Origin of the sequence: Hymenobacter roseosalivarius DSM 11622, from assembly GCF_900176135.1 — a bacterium.
Classification (GTDB): domain Bacteria; phylum Bacteroidota; class Bacteroidia; order Cytophagales; family Hymenobacteraceae; genus Hymenobacter; species Hymenobacter roseosalivarius.
In genome coordinates this window covers 1-21,264 of the sequence record NZ_FWWW01000037.1, presented here as the reverse complement: position 1 = coordinate 21,264, position 21,264 = coordinate 1, and the positions used below count along the sequence as shown (strand labels likewise).

At 57.8% G+C, this 21,264-nt stretch carries 16 protein-coding genes; 6 read left to right on the top strand and 10 right to left on the bottom strand.

What is annotated here, in order from left to right; translation table 11 throughout:
- Nucleotides 1-23: 23 nt before the first annotated feature.
- The gene (locus B9A24_RS02380; RefSeq protein WP_143434719.1) at nt 24-1,502 is read right to left on the bottom strand and encodes a TlpA family protein disulfide reductase; all 1,479 of its coding nucleotides are present in this window, start codon (nt 1,500-1,502) and stop codon (nt 24-26) included.
- Nucleotides 1,503-1,814: 312 nt separating this feature from the next.
- Complete coding sequence (radA, locus tag B9A24_RS02375) at nt 1,815-3,200, bottom strand: DNA repair protein RadA (RefSeq protein WP_084443570.1); 1,386 nt, start codon at nt 3,198-3,200, stop codon at nt 1,815-1,817.
- Nucleotides 3,201-3,485: 285 nt separating this feature from the next.
- Here radA and B9A24_RS02370 point away from each other — a divergent pair, with 285 nt between their 5' ends.
- The 4 genes from B9A24_RS02370 to B9A24_RS02355 all read left to right on the top strand — a co-directional run bounded on the left by B9A24_RS02370 (nt 3,486) and on the right by B9A24_RS02355 (nt 8,335).
- Nucleotides 3,486-4,874, top strand: a complete 1,389-nt coding sequence (locus B9A24_RS02370) for a sensor histidine kinase (RefSeq protein WP_084443569.1) — start codon at nt 3,486-3,488, stop codon at nt 4,872-4,874.
- Between the two features lie 237 nt (nt 4,875-5,111).
- The gene (locus B9A24_RS02365) at nt 5,112-6,764 is read left to right on the top strand and encodes an NAD(P)/FAD-dependent oxidoreductase (protein WP_084443568.1); all 1,653 of its coding nucleotides are present in this window, start codon (nt 5,112-5,114) and stop codon (nt 6,762-6,764) included.
- A gap of 102 nt (nt 6,765-6,866) precedes the next feature.
- Nucleotides 6,867-7,700, top strand: coding sequence for a metallophosphoesterase family protein (locus B9A24_RS02360; protein WP_084443567.1), 834 nt, complete (start codon nt 6,867-6,869; stop codon nt 7,698-7,700).
- Between the two features lie 2 nt (nt 7,701-7,702).
- Complete coding sequence (locus B9A24_RS02355; RefSeq protein ID WP_084443566.1) at nt 7,703-8,335, top strand: hypothetical protein; 633 nt, start codon at nt 7,703-7,705, stop codon at nt 8,333-8,335.
- Nucleotides 8,336-8,448: 113 nt separating this feature from the next.
- On the opposite strand, the gene B9A24_RS02350 is transcribed toward B9A24_RS02355, so the two are convergent.
- Entirely contained in the window at nt 8,449-9,834 is a 1,386-nt protein-coding gene (locus B9A24_RS02350) for a lysophospholipid acyltransferase family protein (RefSeq protein WP_084443565.1), read from the bottom strand.
- A 99-nt stretch (nt 9,835-9,933) separates the two neighbouring features.
- On the opposite strand from B9A24_RS02350, the gene B9A24_RS02345 reads away from it, so the two are divergent.
- Nucleotides 9,934-11,220, top strand: a complete 1,287-nt coding sequence (locus B9A24_RS02345) for a tetratricopeptide repeat protein (RefSeq protein ID WP_084443564.1) — start codon at nt 9,934-9,936, stop codon at nt 11,218-11,220.
- Between the two features lie 287 nt (nt 11,221-11,507).
- Nucleotides 11,508-12,272, top strand: coding sequence for a porin family protein (locus B9A24_RS02340; RefSeq protein ID WP_084443563.1), 765 nt, complete (start codon nt 11,508-11,510; stop codon nt 12,270-12,272).
- Nucleotides 12,273-12,394: 122 nt separating this feature from the next.
- Here the strand turns inward: B9A24_RS02340 and B9A24_RS02335 are convergent, their stop codons facing one another.
- The 7 genes from B9A24_RS02335 to B9A24_RS02300 all read right to left on the bottom strand — a co-directional run bounded on the left by B9A24_RS02335 (nt 12,395) and on the right by B9A24_RS02300 (nt 20,977).
- Nucleotides 12,395-13,846 (bottom strand): phytoene desaturase family protein, encoded by a 1,452-nt coding sequence (locus B9A24_RS02335; RefSeq protein ID WP_084443572.1) that lies wholly within the window; start codon nt 13,844-13,846, stop codon nt 12,395-12,397.
- A 149-nt stretch (nt 13,847-13,995) separates the two neighbouring features.
- Nucleotides 13,996-15,096, bottom strand: a complete 1,101-nt coding sequence (locus B9A24_RS02330; protein ID WP_084443562.1) for a chorismate mutase — start codon at nt 15,094-15,096, stop codon at nt 13,996-13,998.
- Nucleotides 15,096-15,938, bottom strand: a complete 843-nt coding sequence (locus B9A24_RS02325) for a prephenate dehydrogenase (RefSeq protein ID WP_084443561.1) — start codon at nt 15,936-15,938, stop codon at nt 15,096-15,098. Before B9A24_RS02325 ends, B9A24_RS02330 begins: the two co-directional genes overlap by 1 nt.
- 41 nt (nt 15,939-15,979) lie before the next feature.
- The gene (locus tag B9A24_RS02320; RefSeq protein ID WP_084443560.1) at nt 15,980-17,167 is read right to left on the bottom strand and encodes a pyridoxal phosphate-dependent aminotransferase; all 1,188 of its coding nucleotides are present in this window, start codon (nt 17,165-17,167) and stop codon (nt 15,980-15,982) included.
- 131 nt (nt 17,168-17,298) lie between these two features.
- On the bottom strand, nt 17,299-18,126 hold the full coding sequence (locus B9A24_RS02315) for a prephenate dehydratase (RefSeq protein ID WP_084443559.1): 828 nt from the start codon (nt 18,124-18,126) through the stop codon (nt 17,299-17,301).
- A 536-nt stretch (nt 18,127-18,662) separates the two neighbouring features.
- Nucleotides 18,663-18,950, bottom strand: a complete 288-nt coding sequence (locus B9A24_RS02310; protein ID WP_084443558.1) for a hypothetical protein — start codon at nt 18,948-18,950, stop codon at nt 18,663-18,665.
- Nucleotides 18,951-19,639: 689 nt separating this feature from the next.
- Nucleotides 19,640-20,977, bottom strand: coding sequence for an LbetaH domain-containing protein (locus B9A24_RS02300; protein ID WP_159451918.1), 1,338 nt, complete (start codon nt 20,975-20,977; stop codon nt 19,640-19,642).
- Nucleotides 20,978-21,264: the final 287 nt, after the last annotated feature.

Here is a 21,264-nt window from a genome sequence, read left to right as displayed (position 1 = left end):
TGGCTTTTTTAGGTTGTTTTCTGTTATTTTTCTGTTGTTACGGGCAGAGCGCTGGTGTAAGTAGAAGCCTTCCCGAACGACTCTTTGATCTCGTCGATGGCGGCGTGGCTGCTTAGTCGCTTAGGTTTGGTATTCAGGAAGGAGCCGTCTTCGGCCAACAAAAAATACGTGGGTACTTCCTGCAAGGCATAGGCGCGGGCCAAAGCAGAGCGCAGCCCCCCAGCGGCCCGCACATGCACGCCCGGCAGCTTTTTGCTCACAACAAGCTGCTTCCAGGCTGGGTCATTTTCGTCGAGAGCAATATTGAGAAAAACGATGTTTTTGCCTTCAAACTTACGCGCCAGGTCCTGAGCGTAAGGTAAATCGCGCAGGCTCAAACCGCTGGTAGTGCGCCAGAAGTTCAGGTACACCAGCTTCCCGGCGAAGTCGCGCAACGATACCGTATCGCCCTTCACGTTTACAAGCTTAAAATCGGGCGCGGGCGCACCAATAGCGAAGGCTTTATGAGTTTCAAAATCGCGCTGCAATAGCGGATAGAACTCGTTTTTAGGATCTACGTCGCGAAAATCCGCCAGCATGGCCGCCGACTGCTTCACATGCCCAAACCGGAACGACTCCTGCAGAATGCGGCCCATAACCAAAGGCTTTGCCGGGCCAGTGAGCTGCTTTTTGGCCAACTCGTAGCACACCCAATAAAAATCGGGGTCGGCGCGATGATGGTTAGCCGCCACTGCGGTGTAATGGATGTAGTTCAGCAAAAACTCCTGATGCTGCTCACTTTGAGCGGCACCAGGGTTGGCGATGAGCTTGGCGTCGTTGAGGAAGCTGTAATACTCCGGCGTCATTTTCAGACGGCCTTCGGTGGCCACCACCTGCTCACGCAGGTCCTGGAAGGTCAAGCGGTCGTTGGCGTAGCTGTAGTCAATCTCAGCCTGGGCGTAGGCCTTGAAAGCGGCTGATACTTGATTATCCTGCGCGTAGCCGTCCAGAAACTTCTGCTCGGCTTTGCGGCGATAATCCAGAAAAGACAAGAAGCCTGACTCGTAAAGCATGATGTTATCGGGCAGCACCTGAAAGCCATCGTTCTCGATAAACTGCTCATCCAACTCCACCAGATAGCTGCTGGCCGCTGAGCCAAGACCCTTAAACTTAATACTGGAGGCTAGGTCGTTGCTTTTGAAGCGTACCTCAATCGCGTTGCCAGGCTCCAGAAACAGGTCCGCTACGTCGTCGCCGTACACCAGGTCAGCGCGAGTGGGGCCGGGCACGGCCACCGCCAGTCGAAACTCCCCCTTACTATCGAGGCGCGCGTAGGTGATATGCTCCTTCGGGTCGAGCGGATGCTCACGAAAAGAGACGGCAATAGTATCGGTCTTGTGGTTGCTTACCTTGCCGGTCAGCACAACGGTGCCCTGGGCCCGACTTATAGCGGGAGCCAACAGTGCAACGGTCAGCAGACCAACAAGAAAACGGAAAGGCGATTTTTTCGAAGCAGAATTCATGCGGTAGGCAATCGACAGCACGGATGATCCGTGGTGAATAATTAGCTAAAGACTAGTGGCTGATTGAGTAGATCAATTCAGTATGTTCTCAGTAAAAGACAATTCTTAACCCAAAGATAAGGCATAAAAACCTATAAAGTACAATAATGTGATTTACTTTTTCGTAACGGCTTATTAGGGTAAAAGTTCGAAATGGGGGAGCTGACACGCGTAAGAGGTCTCTTAGCCGCATTGAACGAGACAAAAAGGTATTTTACCGGAATAGTGGTAGCAAGGAGCCGTCCATTACCAGCGATAAACATGCCTAAATTTTTACCCAAACAACCCCGTTAACACTTCATCCAGCCTTCCTACCGGGTGCACCCGAATACCAAAACGACCCAGGTCCAGACCACGGGCGTTAAACTGCGAAATGTACATTTCCTGAAATCCCAGCTTTTCCGACTCCGACAGGCGCTGGTCGAGACGGCTAACGGCCCGAATTTCCCCGCTCAGCCCTACTTCAGCCGCCAGGCAGGTTTCGCCGCTAAGCGGGATGTCATTGAGCGAGGAAACAACGGCCGCGCATACGGCCAGGTCCAGAGCCGGGTCTTCGAGGCGCAGACCGCCGGCAATATTCAGAAATACGTCGTGCTGGCCCAGCCGCAGACCGCTGCGCTTTTCGAGCACGGCCAGCAGCATTTGCAGACGCTTGGAGTCGAAGCCGGTGCTGCTGCGCTGGGGCGTGCCGTAGGTGGCGGGGCTTACCAGGGCCTGCACTTCCACCAGCAGCGGCCGGTTTCCTTCCAGCGTGGCGCCAATGGCAATGCCGCTGAGCGTTTCGGTGCGCTGACTGAGCAGGATTTCGGAGGGGTTGGACACCTGACGTAAGCCCGCGCCCTGCATTTCATAAATACCCAGCTCGGAGGTGGAGCCGAAGCGGTTTTTGATGGTACGCAGAATACGGTAGCTCAGGTGCCGGTCGCCCTCAAACTGCAGCACGGTATCGACCATGTGCTCCAGAATCTTGGGGCCGGCAATGGAGCCGTCCTTGGTGATATGGCCGATGAGCAGCACGGGCACGCCGGTTTCCTTGGCATACTTGAGCAGCTCAGCCGTGCACTCACGCACCTGCGACACCGACCCTGCGCCCGACTCCACTAAGCCCGATTGCAGGGTCTGGATGGAATCGACCACAACTACGTTAGGCTGCAACTGATCGATCTGGCGGAAGATGTTCTGGGTGTTGGTTTCGGTCAGGATGTAGCAGCCGGGGTACTGGTCGCCGAGGCGCTCGGCCCGCATCTTGATTTGCTGCTCGCTTTCCTCGCCTGAGATGTAGAGCACTTTAAGCTGGCGCAAGCTCATGGCAATCTGCAACATAAGTGTGCTTTTGCCAATACCGGGCTCGCCCCCGATGAGTACCAGGGAGCCAGGCACAAGGCCACCACCAAGCACACGGTTCAGCTCGCCGTCGTGGGTGTCGATGCGGGCCTCTTCTTCGTAGTGAATCTCGCCGATGGGGCGGGGCTTGGCGCTGGTTTTGGCCCCCGGCGACGCCGTGGGGGGCTTCCAGGAGCCAGTAGACTGATTATTTTCTTTTTCGACTACTTCCTCTACGTAGGTGTTCCACTCCCCGCAGGAGGGGCAACGGCCAATCCACTTGGCGGATTGAGCACCGCATTTTTGACAGAAATAGAGGGTTTTAATTTTGGCCATGAAGTCAGGTCAGGTGAACCTATAGAATGCTCAGCGGAAAGGAAAAGTTTGGTAAGAACGGGAATTGCGCGGGGCCGGCTGGCCTGGGTATGGTCGGCTTTCCCCGATGCAAAAGCCGAGGTTATGTTAACTTGCTTTCAGGGGCTTCTGAAAAAATCAGACCCTCAAGTTCTTAGGTGAGCCAGCTGGCTAAAAAGCCCCCCGCCGGTCGTGCATGGGTCTCTTAAACTCAACCCAAGCCTTGCTTGTTAGTAAACGATTTTTCTCCCCGTCCTTCTTCCTGTTATGGCTAGCCTCACCTCCGCCGACCTGGCCGCTGTTCCGGTGTTTGCCGATTTGCCCCCCGAAACCATAAACTGGCTGCTGGCGCACGGCGAGCGGCGCGAATACGCGGCCGAGGAAACCGTGTTCAATGCCGGCGACCAGGCCGAGTACATGATAGCGGTACTACGGGGTGAAATGCAGTTTTTTGCCCTGCGCAACGGTAATCGGGAGCCGATATTCCGCGTCGAGACAGGGCAAATAAGCGGGGTGCTGCCGTATTCGCGCCTGCGCGTCATTAGCGGCTACGGCATAGCCACGGCCCCATTGGTTATCTATGCCCTGCACCGCGACCTGTTTCCGGAGCTGGAGCGCACAAGCCCGGAGCTGACCCAGCGCCTGGTCGCCCTGATGAGCGATCGGGCCCGCGACGAGGCCCGCGGGCAGGAGCGCGACGACAAGCTGCGCGCTCTGGGCAAGCTCTCGGCGGGCCTGGCGCACGAGCTGAACAACCCCGCCGCCGCCATTGCCCGCGCCGCGCAGGCGCTTAATGATCTAGCCAAAGCCAAGCCTACGCAGCTGCTGGACCTGCTCCAGCATTGCCCCAACCCCGACGCCCTGAAGGTGCTGACGTTACTGGCCACGGAAACAACGCAGTCGGAGAAACCCATGTCGGCGCTGGAGTGTGCTGACTATGAGGATGATCTGGCCGACTGGCTTGAAGAACAAGGAGTGGCCGATGGCTACCGCCTGGCGGCCGGGCTGCTGGAGGCCGGTGTGACGAAGGACATAGTAGCTCCCGTGGCCGCCGACCTGCCCAAGGCCGCTCTGCCGTCCGCTTTGGCCTGGCTGGAGGGCCAGCTGACCACCCAGCGCCTGATCCGGGACGTGCAGGAAGCAGGCAACCGCATCAGCACGCTGGTAGCCAGCGTGAAAACCTACTCCCACATGGACCGCGCCACCGACCGCACCCCGCTCGACGTACACAGTGGCCTGGAAAGCACCCTGACCATGCTGGGCCACCAGCTCCGCGACAAAAAGATTCGGCTTACCCGCGATTTTGCCCCCCAGCTTCCGCTGGTGCGCGGGCAGGTCAGCAGCCTGAACCAGGTGTGGACCAATCTGCTCGACAATGCCATCGACGCCGTGCAGGCCGGGGGCGAGATTACCGTGCGCACCCACCTGCAAAGCGGCTTCGTGCGCGTGGCTATCATCGACAATGGCTCCGGCATCGCGCCCGAGGTGCTGACTCATATTTTCGAACCCTTTTTTACCACCAAGCAGGCCGGCTCCGGCTCCGGTCTGGGCCTGGACATTGCCCAGCGCATCGTGCGCAGCCACAATGGTCGCCTGGAAGTAGAGTCGGTGCCGGGCCACACCGAGTTTAGCGTGTGGCTACCGGCCCTAACGTAAGGTCTGGGGGGCTTTTTCCAAGTGGTCCTACGACTTTTTCTATCGTAGGACCACTATCGTGGAACGACCCAAGCGCTAAACAACAGCAGCAACGAATAGTGGTCCTACGACAGAAAAAGTCGTAGGACCACACCGCCTGCTCCTACTGCCGTTTAGGTAAGGCAATTCATTTTCAAGCAAGTGAATCGTTGCTACGTCTATCATTTTAATCGCACTCTTTTAGGCCTACGTACCGCTATGAAAAAACCAGTTCTTCTCGTCGTCGATGATGACCCACAAGTACTCAGTGCCATCGACCGGGATTTGCGGAGCGAGTTTCGCCGCGACTACCGGGTACTGCGCGCCAGCTCGGGGGCAGAAGCGCTGGAAATTCTGGGTGAGCTGACCACTCGCGCCGAGCCGCTGGCCCTGCTGCTAGCCGACCAGCGCATGCCCGGAATGGAAGGTGTGGAGCTGCTCGAAAAAGCCCGCGGCATTTTTCCGGATGCCAAGCGGGTGCTGCTCACAGCCTACGCCGACACGGAGGCGGCCATTCGGGCCATCAACAATGCCTACCTCGACTATTATCTGCTTAAGCCCTGGGACCCACCGCAGGATCTGCTTTATCCTACCCTGCACGATTTGCTGGCCGCCTGGCAGGCCAAATATAAGCCGCGCTTTCAGGGCCTGCGGCTGATTGGGTTTCAATGGTCGCCGCTTTCCCACGAACTGAAGGACTTTCTGGCCGGCTATATGGTAGCCTATCAGTGGCTGGATTTTGAAGCTACTACCGAGGCCGAAACTCTGTTGCAAAGCACCGGCTTCACGCCAGCGGACTTGCCAGTAGTCATATTCGAAGACGGCTCGGTCCTGGCCCGGCCCGAGCGGGCGGCGGTAGCGCTCAAAATAGGCTTAGCCCAAAAAGCTACGGCAGAGCTCTATGATGTAGTCGTGATTGGGGCCGGACCGGCGGGCATGGCCTCGGCAGTGTACGGTGCTTCCGAAGGCTTGAAGACCCTGGTTATTGAGCGCGGGTCACCCGGCGGCCAGGCGGGCAGCAGCTCGCGCATCGAGAATTACCTGGGCTTCCCTACGGGCTTGAGCGGGGCTGAGCTGGCCCATCGGGCCTGGGCCCAAGCGGTTCGTTTGGGAGCCGAATTATTAGCCCCCCAGGAAGTCACCAGCCTCTGCGTGCAGGATGAATACAAGGTACTGACCCTGGCCGACGGCAGCGAGGTCCGCACCCGCGCCGTAGTGTTGGCCACGGGCGTAAGCTACCGCACCCTGAACGTGCCCGGCGAGCATCATCTGAGCGGGGCCGGCGTGTACTACGGCGCGGCCCGTACCGAGGCCCGCTCCTGCGACCAGCAGGACGTGTACATCGTGGGCGGCGGCAACTCCGCCGGACAGGCGGCCATGTATCTGGCCACCTATGCGCGCCGCGTGTTTATTCTAATTCGGGGCGAATCCTTGGCGGCTTCCATGTCGGCGTATCTGATTGAGCAGATCGGGCAGACTGAAAACATTGAGATTCTGTCCTTTGCGGAAGTGAAGGAAGTATGCGGACAAGATCATCTGGAAGAAGTCATTATTACGAATAACGGGCAGCAAGAGAGGCGGCCAGCCCGAGCCCTATTCGTATTTATCGGTGCCAAGCCCAGCACCGAATGGGTGCAGGACATTATTCTCTGCGACAAGCGCGGCTTCATGCTGACGGGCCGCGACTTAGTCTCTGACCCCCGCTTTGCCGCCGCCTGGAAGCGCGACCGGGAGCCGTATCTGCTGGAAACCTGCGTGCCGGGCATTTTTGCCGCCGGCGACACTCGGGTAGGAGCCATGGCGCGCGTAGCGTCGGCCGTGGGCGAAGGTAGCATGGCTATCAAGTTTGTGCACGAGTATCTGGATGAGTAAGTGTTAGTGTGTGATAAAGGCTATACTGAGCAGCGTGAAGCATGAGGGTCTGGTCTTTTGGCGAAAAGCTTTATCCAATATCACTTAATAAATAGTGATTATATGAACTTTACTATGCTGCCTTTTGCTCGCCCAGCTGTTCTCTCCGCTGCTCTTGCCCTCCTGCTCACTGGCTGTGAGCTGTTCGAATTCAGCCCTAACGACGTGCGCGCCCCCGCCGCCGAGCGCGACCTGACGGCCAAAAATCTTCAGCGTCTGCTGGCCCAGCCAAAGCCTACTGGCGGCGACACGCTGCGCTTTGTGTTTACCGGCGATTCTCAACGCTTTTATGATGAAGTGGGCCCGCTGGTAGAGAGCGTAAACCGTCAGCGCGGTATCTCAGTCCTCTTTGTAGCCGGCGATATATCCGACTTTGGTCTGCGCCGCGAAATGCAGTGGATAAATGACCGCCTGCGCCACCTGAACGTGCCTTACCTGACGGTTATCGGCAACCACGACCAGGTAGCCAACGGCCGGCAGGCGTATCAGCAGATATTTGGCCCCCTGAACTACACCTTTACCTACGACCGCACCCGCTTCATTTTTATTGATACCAACAGCCGCGAGTATGGCTTCAATGGCCGTGTGCCCGATATTGGCTGGCTGCGGCAACAACTAGCAGATACCGTGGGCGTGCGCCGCCAGATCGTAGTCTGCCATGTGCCGCCGACCAACGAAGACTTTGACCCTGCCCTCATAAAGCCTTTCACCGAGGCACTGGCTCAGGCCCCGTGCCTGCTCTTTCACCTCAATGGTCACGCTACCAGCTTCAGCATCGGCGAGCCATACGCGGACGGCGTGACCTACATCAACTCCTTCGCCTTTGAGAAGCGCCAGTTCGTAATTCTGACCGCGTGGGGCACCGATCAGTTTAAGCTCGAAAAAGTCGCTTTTTAGCTATGCGTATTTTTCTACTTCTGGGGGGCTTTTTTAGCTCGATGATAACAGCGCTGCCCGCGACGGCCCAGGTGCCAGCCGGCACGGCTGCACCGACAAGGCTGGTGCGGCGCTGGTACGTGCCCCAGCACGCGGTGCTGCAAGCGGCGGGCGGCATTGGCATGGTCAGCGGCGGCGTGGGCTACGGCCTGTTTCGGAAAAGGCTGGAGGTTGATGCGCTGGCCGGCTACGTGCCCCGGCGCTACGCGGGGCGCGAAGCCCTGGGAATTTTCACCTTCAAAACGACCTACACGCCTTACACGATTCCGCTGCGCAACGCAGCGTGGCGGCTGCATCCGCTGTCCTTTGGTGGGTTGGTGAACTATACTCCCTCGCGCACCCTGAACCGCTCCCGCGACGAGAAATATTATGACGGCTATTACTGGTGGTCGTCAACGGTGCGCTTCGGGGCCTTTGTGGGCGGGCGGGTCGCGCGCCAGCTGAAGCCTTCGTCAAACGGCCAGCCCCGAGAGGTGTCATTGTACTATGAACTGGGTACTAATGACTTGTACGTGGTAAGCCTCGCCACTAATCTATCGGGGTTAAAGGTGACAGATGTGCTGACATTGGGTGTAGGGGGCAAATTCGCGTTTTGATGGGCACACTGACTGTAACCCCAAGCTCCTACTTGGGGAGTCGTTAGAATGGTTGTGGAAAATGCTCCTAACCAACCGTATTGTTCAACGACTCCCCAAGCGGGAGCTTCGGATTACAACTCACTACCAGCCAGATACGCTGTTCGAGCATCTCCTAATAAGCGAACGATAGCCGCCCGCTGGCGCAACAGCTTCTCCACCGCCGGGCGATGCTGCCGGAACAGGCGCAGCACGCGCAGGCGTTGGCGCCGCGCTTGCAGGTTATTCCAATAATAGAGCGCGTAAAATCCGGTAATTGGTAAGCTCAGGGCGTAGAACGTAGTAAGGCGCCAGTTCTGGCCGAAATGCTGCACGAGGGCAAGCTGGGCGGCGTAGGCAAGGCTGAAGGTAACCATGCCCGTCACCATGAGAATAGGGGCCACAAACTCCACCTCTTTCGTTGCGCGCTGGGCTACTACGGCCGGAATCCGGTAGGGCAGATAGTTATTTATCACTCCATAAACATACACCGGGAAGCCCAGCGCCAGCTTCAACGCCGTTTTTGCCCCCCGGAGCCACCGCTCGCCTTTGTTACCCGACTCCAGCGACTCATCTGTGAGGCGCAAAGCGCGCAGCTCACGCATGTACTCGTTCAGCTTCTCCCGCACTTCCTGCAGGCGGGCGGGGTCGTGTTTTTCGAAGTAGATAATGGCCTCCGACAGGTTGCGGCTGAGCTCGAAGTTATCATACAGCGTTTCCTCATCGTCGGGGGCAAGGTGTTCGCCAAATGTGCGCTCTACTTGCTGCACCAGCTCGTCTTCGGCCGCGTCGCGGGTAATCACCAGATTTTCCTCCAGCCGCCGCCGAATTTCTTCGGTCAGCTCATCGGCGGCGGCGATGGGGTCGCGGGCGTACAGGGCCGCGTAGTCGGCTACCCGAATGGGCATGGCCACGTTGAGCAGCACGTCGGAGCGAAACCGGCTGGGGTCGAAATAATTAATGCCCACCGGCAAAATCTGCACTTCGCGTTTAAAGTCGTGGCGCGCCGCAGCGCCCAGGGCGATGCGGGCGGCACCGGTTTTAAGAGGGCGCAAGCGGCGCTCCGTCACGCTGGTTCCTTCCGGGAAAATCATGATGGTGCCGCCCTGGTCGAGGTAGTCGTAGCTGCGGCCAAAGGTGGCCTCATTGCGCCGGGCCAGCTCCTCGGCGCTTACCTGGGCCACAGGGCCGTCGCCCTCGGCATCCTGGTCTTGGCGGCGGTAGATGGGGATAGAGTTGGTCTGGGCCATCAGCCATTTCATAAACGCGCCCTTGAAAAAAGTACTCTTCGCCAAAAAAGCCACCGATTCGCGCCGATTAGCCGCCACTACCAGCGGGTCCATGAGCGTGTTGGGGTGATTGGCAGCGATGATAAGCGGCCCCGGAGTTTGCAGCCGCTTGCGGTGGCGTACTTCAATCCGGCGAAAAAAAACGCGCAGCCCCAGCTGAATCAGGGGCTTGAGTAAAGCGTACGACAGCATAAACAGGAACAGTAAAACGTTAGCGAAAGTCAGGATTATTTCTCAACCCGGTATCTTCGGCGGGGCTTCACTGCCGCATTCATTTATCCCCCTCTGTTCATGCGTTCCGTCTTCTCGTTTTTTCTCGCTTTCCTGCTGACCCTAACTGCCGCCTCGGCCCAGACTGACAAAGCCGAAACGACCGCGTTAAAGCAGGCCAACGACCTGCTAGCCCAGCGCAAATACAGCTCAGCCTTTGCGCTGCTCCAAAAGTTTGACCGCCAGAATACCCGCCCGGCAGTGGTCATGCGCAAACAGGAAATCGCCCTGTCGTACTACATCACCACCCGCGACTACGAGAGTTTTTCGCTTAAAGACCTGACGTTGCTGGAGTCGCTGGAGCAGATGCGCGCCCAGCGCTCCTACGACTCGGCTTACCGCTTTCCTATCGAGACGGCCTTGCTCAACCTCAAGCGCCGCAACCCCACCAACTACAAGTTGGATAAAGCCCTAGGCGACTACTATTACAGTGCCCAGCAGTGCGACTGCGCCGAGAAAGCGAAGGGCGAAGACCGGCTGTTTGCCCTCATGGTCCGGCATTATGAAGTGGCCCACCTGCGCGGCTACGGCGATTATCTCTCGTATTATGCCCTGGGCTACGCCCACGAGCGCCTCGGCAATTTTGCCCAGGCCGTGGGCCCTTTTAAGCGCTCTATTCAGCTCAAAAAGGATTTCCCCGACGCGCATTATCATTTGGCTTACTCTCTATTAGAACTCAAACAGCTGGAAAATGCTCGCGACGAGGTGCGCCTGGCCCTGAATCTGTATCAGGATGAGCAATTCAAATCCGATGCGGCCTACATGCTGGCCGATATTGAGGAGCAAATAAAACGCGCTCCTAAGTCGGCGCTTAAGCCTGCTGCTGCGAAGAAGCCCACAGACCGCAAAGCTGCTACCCGCCCAGAGCCGAAGGCAGCCGCTCCCACGGAAATATCTACCGCCGAGCCGGCGCCCGTCGCCGACCTGGCTACTACGCGGCTCAAGCTGCTGGCCGCCCTGAAAGGCCGCAACCAACCCGAAGTAGTCCGCCTGACAAACCAGTTTTTCCAGCTTGCGCCCAAGGAAGAATCGACTTACGGTGAACTGCTGGATCTGTACCTGAAGAATGACCAGGCGACAACTCTCACGACCTTCTTCACTGAGCAAGCCGCGACGCCCACTCAGGAGCCGCTCGTGCAGGGCTACCTGCGCCTGTACTTGGGCCACCTGTATCTGGAGCAGAAAAATGCCCCCCAGGCCCACAATCAATTCGTGTTGGCGCGGGGGTTTATGGTGCAGGCGCTTCCAGCCAATAACAGAGTATTCGCGGTTATAGACCAGCTGCTCCAGTCCACTCCGCAGGAGTAGGCCAGGGAGCAAATTGCCGTTTGGTTGAAGTTGCCCAGGTAGATAAGACCCGCAGGCTCAAATCACTTTACCGATAATTTTTGGCACCAGTCCAAGAAGTATAGCTGAGACTGCATGTACTTAATCTGATTTTTAATTAGCTATAAATCAGAATGCTAGAGTAGCGATTATTGCGTAACACCATGGTTGGCACGGTTTTGCAATAATTCTTTGCACCGCTCAGCTATTCCGAAGTGCACATAGCGATTAGCAGCGTTTCGTCTCTCCCTCTTTCCTTTTTTCCGGATATGAAAAATCTGCGTCTTTGCGGTCGCCTGGCCGCGCTTGCTCTTCTCTTTTCCACCGGCTTCGGGGCGCAAGCTCAGGTTCGGCAGCCCTATAATGCCCCTTTAGCGCCCCGTCCGAAGCAATACTCTACTACCACTACCCTGGCTCCTCCTAGTCAAGGAGTGCGCTTTGGCCTCCGGGCGGGCGTCAACGTGGCCGACTGGTCGGGTGACGCCGTGCAATCCGTGCTCGATGTAGCCGAGCTGACCAATGGCGCCGTGACGCGGGAGATGCGGCCCGGCTTTCATGCTGGCTTATACGCCACCTTACCCCTGGGCTCTCACTTCGCTATTGAGCCCGGCCTGATTTACTCCGAAAAAGGCACCCAGCTCGCGGGCCGCGTCCCTTTTGAGCGATTCGACTTCCTGAATACCCGCGTAACGGCCACCGCCCGCATGGCTTACCTGGATTTGCCGGTGCTGGCCAAGGCCTACCTCACGCGCGGCCTCTACATCTATGCCGGACCGCAGGCCTCTTACTTGGTGAGCAACAAGGTGCGGGTGGAAGCAGGCGCTTTAGGCTTCTCCGCCTTCAAACAGGACTTCGATGTGCGCAATCAATTCCGTGAGCTGGACTTTGGAGTAGTTGGGGGCGTGGGCTACCAGTTCGACAGCGGCCTGGGCCTGAGCGCCGGCTACGACTACGGCCTTTCTTCGCTGGATAAAAACGACCGTTTCGATGCCCAGAACCGCGTGATCAAAGCTTCAGTAAACTTTTCTTTCTAACCTCTCTGCCAATTCTTTCAACAACCAATAAAAAGCTCCCTGAGCATCTCGGGGGGCTTTTTTGTGGCTATTAGCACCCGCCATTTTTGTCATTCGCTGCGCGGTGGCTGAATCCTTACGATTTAGGGAGTGAATAATGGTGCTGGCTCGCACTTAAAAACGTCGTGCAACGCCTGCCGGGCCGCGTGGTGCCCGCACATGCCATGCACGCCGCCGCCGGGCGGCGTGGAGGACGAGCAGATGTAGAGGCCTTGGGCCGAGGTGCGGTAGGGGGAGGCGCGCAGGGCCGGGCGGGTAAAAAGCTGGGTCACGTTCAGCAGGCCGCCGTTGATGTCGCCGCCCACCAGATTGCTGTTAAAGCCCTCTAGCTGGCTGGTATTGAAGGTATGGCGGGCCAGTATCCGGTCGCGGAAGCCGGGCGCGAACCGCTCCACCTGCCCCTCGATGGCCGTAGTCATATCCACCCGCGAGCCGTTGGGTACATGGCAGTAGGCCCAGGCCGTGTGCTGGCCGGTGGGGGCCCTGGTCGGGTCGAACAGGCTTTGCTGGGCCAGCAGCACGAAGGGCCGCTCGGGATGGCGGCCCTCGCTGGTCTGCTGCTCGGAGGCCGTGATTTCTTCCAGAGAATTACCCAGATGCACGGTGCCGGCCTCGCGGCACTCGGGGGCCGTGAAGGGAATGGGCCCATCCAACGCCCAATCGATCTTAAATACGCCCATACCGTAGCGGTAGCGCTCCAGTTGCCAGCGGTAGAGCGAAGAAAACCGATGCCCCGCGATCCGGAGCAGCTGCCGGGGCGTGACGTCGAACAATACGGCGTGGCTGGAGGGCAGTTGGTCGAGGGAGCTGACGGGGAAGCCCGTCTCGATTTTGCCCCCCAATGACTTGAAATATGAGGCCAGCGCCCGCGCGATGGCCTGAGATCCACCCTGCGGCAGCGGCCAGCCGCGCACATGGCCCATGGCCAGCAGCACCAGCCCGATGGCCGAGGTGGTGACATTGGTGAGCGGCTGAATGGCGTGAGCGGCCATGCCGGCCCACAAGCCCCGCGCCTCCAGCGTCTGAAAGCGCTTCGCCAGCCACGTGGCCGAGGTAACGGCGTCGAGGCCAAACCGGGCCATAGCCAACGGATGTTTCGGAATGCGCAACGGGCCCAGAATAGCGGGCGCCAGCACTGGCCAATCGCGCACAATGGGCTGGATCAGACTCCGGTACGCCTTTTCATCGGCTCCGAGGCGGCGGGCCGTTTCCTCCAAGGAGTTATCCAAGGTCGCGGCCCTACCCGTATCGAACGGATGGGCGGCGGCCACGGGCGGGGTGATAAACTGCAAGCCGTGCTCGGCGAGGGGCAGGGTTTTGAAAAACGGCGACTCGGCCGCCAGCGGGTGAATGGCCGACCCGATATCGTGCACGAAGCCGGGCAGCGTAAGCTCGGCGGAGCGCAGGCCGCCGCCAATAACATCCTTGGCTTCGAGAATAAGCACCGAAAGCCCGGCCTGCTGGAGCGTAATAGCCGCCGCCAGCCCATTCGGCCCGGAGCCGACTACCACCGCATCAAAATCGCGCTTATCCAACAAGGAGGGCTTTTATAGAGTGAATATCGGTTAAACAAGGCCGCGCCTGAAAAGTAGTCGGTCCTTACAACACTATACGGTCATGCAGAGCATGATTCCCTTATTCGGGTTTCTATCGAAACTTATTATCAAAAAAAGCCCCCCAGCAGTTATTTAACGTCCTCGTGGGGGTTCATCACGCGGTTTTGGCGGTTGATGGACTCTAGGTGAATAGCGTCGAAATACTTGAGGATGAAATCGCGGGTGAGGCCCAGCTTAGCGCCTTTGTTCACGCCGCGCTCCAGAATCTCGTTCCAGCGGTTAGGCTGCAGGATGGTGATGTCGTTCTCCTTTTTGTAGGTACCAATCTTCTCAGCTACGGCCATGCGGCTGCTAATGAGCTGCATAATCTCGTCGTCGATGTGGTTGATCTGGTCGCGCAGCTTGGCCAGCACGGTCAGGAATTCCTGGCGGTCGGTGGTTTCGTGGCGCCAGATGAGGCTGTCAAGCAGGGCCACCAGGTTGGTGGGCGTTACCTGCTGGGCGGCGTCACTCCAGGCCTGGTCGGGGTCGCGGTGCGACTCCAGCATCAGGCCATCGAAGTCGAGGTCGATGGCTTTCTGGGCCACGTCGGCGAGCAAATCGCGGCGGCCGCAGATGTGGCTGGGGTCGCAGATGAGGGGCAGCTCGGGCATCCGGCGCTTCATCTCGATGGGCAGCTGCCAGAGCGGTGCATTGCGGTATTCCATGTTGCCGTAGCTGGAAAAGCCGCGGTGAATCAGGCCGATCTGCTTGACGCCGGCTTTGGCCAGACGCTCCACGGCCCCGGCCCACAGCTCCACATCAGGGTTAATCGGGTTTTTGATGAACACCGGCACGTCGGTGCCGCGCAGGGCGTCGGCCACGGCCTGCACCGAAAAGGGGTTCACCGTCGTGCGCGCCCCGATCCAGAGCACATCCATCTCGAAGGCCAGGCTGTCCTCTACGTGTTTGGGCGTAGCCACTTCTACCATCACGGGCAGGCCGGTTTGCTCGCGGGCCTTTTGCAGCCAGGGCAAGCCCTTGGTGCCGATGCCCTCGAAGCCGCCGGGCTTGGTGCGGGGCTTCCAGATGCCGGCGCGCAGCATGTCTACGCGGCCGGTCTGAGCCAGCTGGTTGCAGGTATCGAGGAGCTGCTCCTCGGTTTCGGCGCTGCACGGGCCGGAGATGAGCAGGGGCTTTTTGCGGGTGAGGGCGGCCACGGAGGCGATTTCGGCTGGCGTCTGTTCCATTATTTCAGAATTTTACGAATGAGGTTGGCTTGTTCGATGAGCTGGTGAAAGGCGGGGTAGTCTTCCTGCTCCAGCACGTCTTTCATATGCTGAAGCTGGCGCAGATGCTCGGTGAGCACGTCGAGCACGTTGAGGCGGTTTTGGCGGAAAATGGGCACCCACGTTTCCGGCGAGCTTTTGGCCAGGCGCACCGTCGACTCAAAGCCGCCGCTGGCCAGGTCGAAGATCTGCTGCTCCTCTTTTTCCTTGTTCAGCACGGTGAGAGCCAGGGCAAAAGAGGTGATGTGGGAGATATGCGAAACGTAGGCCGTGTGCAGATCATGAGCGGCCCCGCCCATGTACACCAGCCGCATCCCGATTTGCTCAAAAATGCCCCCCACACGAGTTACGGCGGCCGGGTCGCTGTGCTCGGCGTCGCAGATGACCAGCGTTTTGCCCTCAAACAAGCCCGGCACCGCCGCCTCCGGCCCCGAGTACTCGGTGCCCGCCATCGGATGCACGGCCACGAAGCGGGCCCGGCGTGGGTGCTGCTCCACGGTGGCTAAAAGCCTTTGCTTGGTCGAGCCCGCGTCGATAACTATCTGATGATCACCAACTCCGTCCAGCAGCAGCGGCAGCAGCGTGAGCATGGCATCCATGGGCACGGCCAGCACGATCAGGTCGGCGCGGCTGATGGCGGACGCGAGGTCGGCTATTTCATCGACCAGCCCCAGGGCTAGGGCTTTCGTTTGGTTTTCAAAGCTTTGGTCGACGCCGATGACGTGGGTAGCCAAGCCGGCTTCCCTAAGGCTCAAGGCCAGGGAGCCGCCAATTAAACCGATACCAATTACGGTGACTATCATGTGTTTATTTGAAGGATGTAGAGACGCAAAATGTTGCGTCTCTACATCGTGCTGGAAACAGGAGCGGAAGATCGCGCTGTGATAATGCGTTCGAGGGCGGCAGTCAGCACGCTTTCGGACTGGCATAAGCTCACCCGAATAAAGTCGTTGCCGTTACTGCCAAAAATGCCCCCCGGCGTGATAAATACCTTGGCCTGGTGCAGCAGCTCGTCGCTGAGGGCGTAGCCGTCGGCGTAGCCGGCCGGAATTGCCCCCCAGACGAACAAACCCGTCTGCTGCCGGTCGAAGGTACAGCCGATGGTGGTGAGCAGGTTGAAAACCTGCTCGCGGCGGGCCTGGTAGGTGGCGTTGAGCTGCTCAAACCAATCGGCCCCCAGTCCCAGCGCGGCAATGGCCCCACGCTGCACCGGCAGAAACATGCCCGAGTCGAGGTTGCTCTTGAAACGCAGCACCTGTTGCAGCCACTCAGCCCGGCCCACCAGCATCCCAACGCGCCAGCCGGCCATGTTGTGCGATTTGCTCAGTGAGTTCAGCTCCAGGGCTACGTCCCGCGCCCCCGGCACGGCCAGCAGGCTCTGCGGGTTGTCGTTGAGAATGAAGCTGTACGGGTTATCATGAACCAGTAGAATGTGGTGCTCGGCGGCAAAAGCCACCAGGCGTTGTAGCACCGCCCTATCGGCGGGGGCACCGGTGGGCATATGGGGGTAGTTGAGCCACATGAGCTTTACCCGGCTCAGGTCGCGCCGGGCCAGGGCCTCCAGGTCGGGCTGCCAGTGGGTGGCGGCGGTCAGGTCGTAGTCCACGGGCGTAGCGCCGCTGAGTTGGGCGGCGGCCCGGTAAGCGGGGTAGCCCGGATTGGGTATCAGCACCTCGTCGCCGGCTTGCAAAAACGTCATGCTGATGTGCATAATGCCTTCCTTGGAACCCAGCAGCGGCAGGATTTCATTGGCTGGGTTAAGCTCCACCTGATAAGAAAGCTGGTACCAGTCCGCTATGGCCTGGCGCAGCGCCGGGCTGCCCTGGTAGCCCTGGTAAGCGTGGGTATTCGGCTGCTCGGCCGTCGTGTTTAGCGCTTCAATTACGCTGGGATGCGGTGGCAAATCGGGACTGCCGATACCCAGGTTGATGACGGCCACGCCGGCCTGGTTCATGGCTTCGATTTCGCGCAACTTCTGGGAGAAATAATATTCTCCTGTGTGCTGGAGGCGGTCGGCGGTGGAGATGTTCATAGGAATAGATGTTTAACGATTAGCCTCACCCCCCGGTCCCCTCTCCTAGGATTCCGCGTATTAAGCGGCGAAGGGGGAGACGAACGATTACAGGAACAGTGGTCTTAAGTCTTGCCTCTTAGGTCTTTAGTTTAAACTTTGCCTTTTTGGTACAGCCCCAGCACGCGCAAATCCTCGGTGAGTGGCTTCAGCTCCTGGAGTACCGCGTGAAACTGGTCGGCGTGGTCGAACTCCAGGTCGGCGTGGAAGAAGTACTGCCAGGCGCGGCCGGGCTGCGGAAACGACTGTAGTTTGGACAGGTTCAAGTCGTGGGCGGCAATCTGGTTGAGCACTCGCGCCAGGCTGCCTTTGGCGTGGGCCGTGTGGAAATATACCGACGCTTTGGTGGCCGCGGCCGGCTGGGGGGCAGTTTCGGGGGTATTGATGATGAGAAAGCGCGTGTAGTTTTCCGGCACCGACTGGATATCAGCGACGCCTATTTCCAGATCAAACAGCTCGGCGGCGGCCTGGCCCGCCACGGCGGCGATGCCCGTCAGGTGGCCTTCCCGGATGCGCTGGGCACTCAGGGCGGTATCCTCGGTTTCCACCAGCTTCCAGTCGGGGTGCTGGTTCAAAAAATCGGCGCACTGAAGCAGGGCCATCGGGTGGGAGTGCACCTCCCGGACGTCGGCCAGCGTCTGGCCGGGCAGCAGCAGCAGGTGCTGGCGAACGGGCAGGTACACCTCCCCCGTCACTTGCAGCTCCGACTGCTGAAGCAGGTTGTAGTTGGGCAGAATGCTGCCGGCAATGGAATTTTCAATGGCCATAACGCCGCCCGTAGCGGTGCCGCGCGCCACCTGCCGCACCACCTCAGCAAAGGTGGCGCAGGGCGTCACGGCCGTCTGGGGGCCGAAGTACTGGTAAGCGGCCAGCTGGTGGAAGCTGCCAGCAAAACCCTGAATGGCAATGGTTGGCGTCATGAGGTGAAGTATGAAATTTTGTTATAAAAAAAGCCCCCTGGGGTGCAGAGGGCCTTTTTCGTTGCTTCTTTCAGATTAAGCAGTATAAAAGACTCCTCGTTTCTCCCGGTAGAAGAAATAATAGAAGCCGTAATAGAAAGAAGCGGAGAACTGCATGATCGGAAAATACTCAGAAGATAAAAAAAGCGCCTCTCGGTGGTCCGGGGCGCTTGGTTTGTCAGGGTTGGTGTGGAGCAAGCGGCCTCGGTTCTACGCGGTGGCGTAGAAAAAACAGGAGGTGAAGTAATAGCGGTTGGAGGCCGGGCGCATGAAGGAAGTAGCCGTTTAGCTGCCCAAAGGTGGGGGAAGGCAGGCAGGAAAACAAGTTTGCACCAAATTTTTCTGATTTTATTGGTTGAATTCAAGCCATTCATGGGCAGACGGTTAATCGGTTTTCTCCTGTGTTTCCTTACCGAATGCTTGGCTGGAATTCCCTATTATAAGGTAGACGTACTTGCGCGTCTAGGCCGCATTTTGCTCTTACTGACGCGTACTTTCTATTCCGTTGCCTGCGGATACTTCCTGCTTAGCTTTTTGCTTTGATGCTGCATTCGTTTTTCGCGGCGAGCGGCTTGGTCGGGGGCTTCAATAGTCTCCAAAGCCCGAATGTCGGCGCACTGTGCGGCGGTGGGTAGCCACCAGGGTAATTGCACTACGGCGGTTTGTTGTGGCGGCCGGGAAGCGTCCGCGGCAGTATCGGCTGGCACTTGGGTGGGCGCAGTTTGGGCTGCAGCTGATACGCTGCCTAATAACGCAGCTGTTAGGAATAGATAGTGGTAGTTCATGGCATAAGTAGTCTGGTACAACACTTACCTTGATGCTTTCTCAGCTTCGATTCCACATGCCTAACGGAAATAAATAAAGAGAACACATTTAGCGCCAGGGTAAAATTTTGCCCCTTCAACCTGTAGCTGACAGGTTCATTTGCTAGTACTTGTGTCCGAACTGCGCTGGCCACTCAAGGCAGACGGAGACGCCTCATAGAGCCCAACGACGGGCGACCACTCGCTAACGGTATTATCTGCTAGCACCGCCCGAATTTTATAGGATAGCTGCCCCATCTGCAAGCTAATTAGCTTATCTCGATTAAGTAACCCTTGGGTTTGCGCATTGTACCCGGCAGCAATTTGCAGGCGGTAGCAGGGCGTCGCTTGCGGCCGCAGCCTTGGGGAGGCGCCTTCGCTCGTGAAGACTTGCAGCTGGTAGTTCCGAGCACCTGGATAGGGGTGCCAACACAATTTCCAGAAGGTTGACCACGCAATTTGTCCCCCAGGTAGTGACGTTACCTCATCTTCTAATTTAGTGGTGATACCAGTAACGGGCGAGCCTAGCACTCGCGGCTCTTCCGGCTGCGTGGGGGCCGACTCTTGACATCCTACCCCACTCAGGAGTAAAAGCGCAAAAAAAGTCTGGCTCCTAACGGGGAGCCAGACGTTCAAACACTTTATTAGTTGTGGGCGTTGGCTCATGTCACTTACCACTCTACTTGCCCAAACAGAGTATTATTGATATAAATCACCCGGTCTTGAATAATGGTACCAGGGGCCACATCGGTATTCACGATGGCACTTTTCTCACCAATGGTAGCCCCTTGGCCGATAAGGGAGCGAAACACGACCGCCTGACGCTTCAGCTTCACGTCATCCTCGATAATCGTCGGCTCATTATCACCACCGCCGAGTAAGGGGCGCCGACCACCGCCGTGCACAATGGCCTGTTCGCCGTAGCTCACGTTGTCCCCAGTTTGAATAGGAGTCTCTTCTAGGGCATGAAAAATAACCTTGTTATCCATACTTGCAATTTTACCGATTACAAAAGGCTCGCCTTCATCAGCCCGAATTGAAATTTCGTTGCCCATTACCCGTAACAGTTCCGGCAAGGTATTGTCGAGTTCTACTTCCCCAATAATGCGGTTGCGAAAGCCTGGAACCCTGGTTTCCTGCCCAGCCAAATGCGGCAAGTCGCGCTCGGGATTAAAGGCTGTATTACCGGGGTCATAGTTGATGCCCCGCACATAGGAAGGATTGTCGCGGTACAGCTTAGTGTACTCCCGCGCGAAGGCAACATTAACTTCCAGCACACCTTCGTTAAACTCCACGTCGGCCTCTACAATGAGCCGCACTTTGCCCAAGGCCGGGTTATCCGCTTCTTGTTGGGTCGTTACGTTTTTGCCAGGCAGCACAATGAAACCGCTACGCAAGCGCACTCCTGGGCCGACGCGTCCCAAGGCCGAAATACCCGTATTTTTCTCTAAGATAGCGCCATCGACCTCCGAGCCAAAGCTGAGAAACACCTCCTGATCATCGTCCGGATTGGCATCGATATCGGTACCCTCAATCCCAATCTGAGCAGGCCCCTTCACCGACGAGCCATGCGCTAGAATAACCCGTTCCCCAATTTCTACACCGTGCAACAGCAAGCTCTTTACTTTTTGCTGATCGGCTGCGCTGCGCTCCACATGGGCGTAGATGGTTACGTTGTCTTGGACGTTGGTTTCATCTTCAATGCGAATTTGTATATCGTCAACCTCCGGCTTTGTGGTGCTTTCCTGACTACTATTCTCATCGGCCAGCAGGCGCGCGAAGGGCCCGATATAGATTTGCCTGCCCAGCAGGATATACTTAGCCCCAGTGATCGTAGCCGTGGGGTCAATGAAGGTAGCCGTTTCGGCTGAGGCCAGGGCAGGCAGAACGGGCCGATTAGGTCCAGTGGGCCGCGAGCCGCCTTCTCGCGGCTCAAAGCCGATACCCCCATTATCGTCGGTACACGAAATCCCTGCTACGCCGAGGCTCAACAGACAGGATAAGATCACTAGCCGGCGTAGTCGCGAAGCTTGACTCCCCTCAGTATGATGTGTGCGTTGGTCGAGTTGGTTCATTAGCGTAACAGGTTAAAGGGTGGAAAGAAAAAGCTGAAAAGTAGCTTACGTTTCTCCTTATAGCCAGGTACATACTTGCACTTAAAATTGAATTTATGCCATTATTATATACATCTAAGCGATATATTCATCTCACGTTTGATAAGAGTTTAGAACTTAGATGTACTTATATCCCGAACCCATACAGGTACTCTATATTGCCATCAGTACTAAAGAATTAA

Coding starts and splice junctions, on each gene's coding strand:
- B9A24_RS02380 (WP_143434719.1), bottom strand. CDS start 1,502: ATGAATTCTGCTTCGAAAAAATCGCCTTTCCGTTTTCTTGTTGGTCTG.
- radA (WP_084443570.1), bottom strand. CDS start 3,200: ATGGCCAAAATTAAAACCCTCTATTTCTGTCAAAAATGCGGTGCTCAA.
- B9A24_RS02370 (WP_084443569.1), top strand. CDS start 3,486: ATGGCTAGCCTCACCTCCGCCGACCTGGCCGCTGTTCCGGTGTTTGCC.
- B9A24_RS02365 (WP_084443568.1), top strand. CDS start 5,112: ATGAAAAAACCAGTTCTTCTCGTCGTCGATGATGACCCACAAGTACTC.
- B9A24_RS02360 (WP_084443567.1), top strand. CDS start 6,867: ATGAACTTTACTATGCTGCCTTTTGCTCGCCCAGCTGTTCTCTCCGCT.
- B9A24_RS02355 (WP_084443566.1), top strand. CDS start 7,703: ATGCGTATTTTTCTACTTCTGGGGGGCTTTTTTAGCTCGATGATAACA.
- B9A24_RS02350 (WP_084443565.1), bottom strand. CDS start 9,834: ATGCTGTCGTACGCTTTACTCAAGCCCCTGATTCAGCTGGGGCTGCGC.
- B9A24_RS02345 (WP_084443564.1), top strand. CDS start 9,934: ATGCGTTCCGTCTTCTCGTTTTTTCTCGCTTTCCTGCTGACCCTAACT.
- B9A24_RS02340 (WP_084443563.1), top strand. CDS start 11,508: ATGAAAAATCTGCGTCTTTGCGGTCGCCTGGCCGCGCTTGCTCTTCTC.
- B9A24_RS02330 (WP_084443562.1), bottom strand. CDS start 15,096: ATGGAACAGACGCCAGCCGAAATCGCCTCCGTGGCCGCCCTCACCCGC.
- B9A24_RS02325 (WP_084443561.1), bottom strand. CDS start 15,938: ATGATAGTCACCGTAATTGGTATCGGTTTAATTGGCGGCTCCCTGGCC.
- B9A24_RS02320 (WP_084443560.1), bottom strand. CDS start 17,167: ATGAACATCTCCACCGCCGACCGCCTCCAGCACACAGGAGAATATTAT.
- B9A24_RS02315 (WP_084443559.1), bottom strand. CDS start 18,126: ATGACGCCAACCATTGCCATTCAGGGTTTTGCTGGCAGCTTCCACCAG.
- B9A24_RS02310 (WP_084443558.1), bottom strand. CDS start 18,950: ATGAACTACCACTATCTATTCCTAACAGCTGCGTTATTAGGCAGCGTA.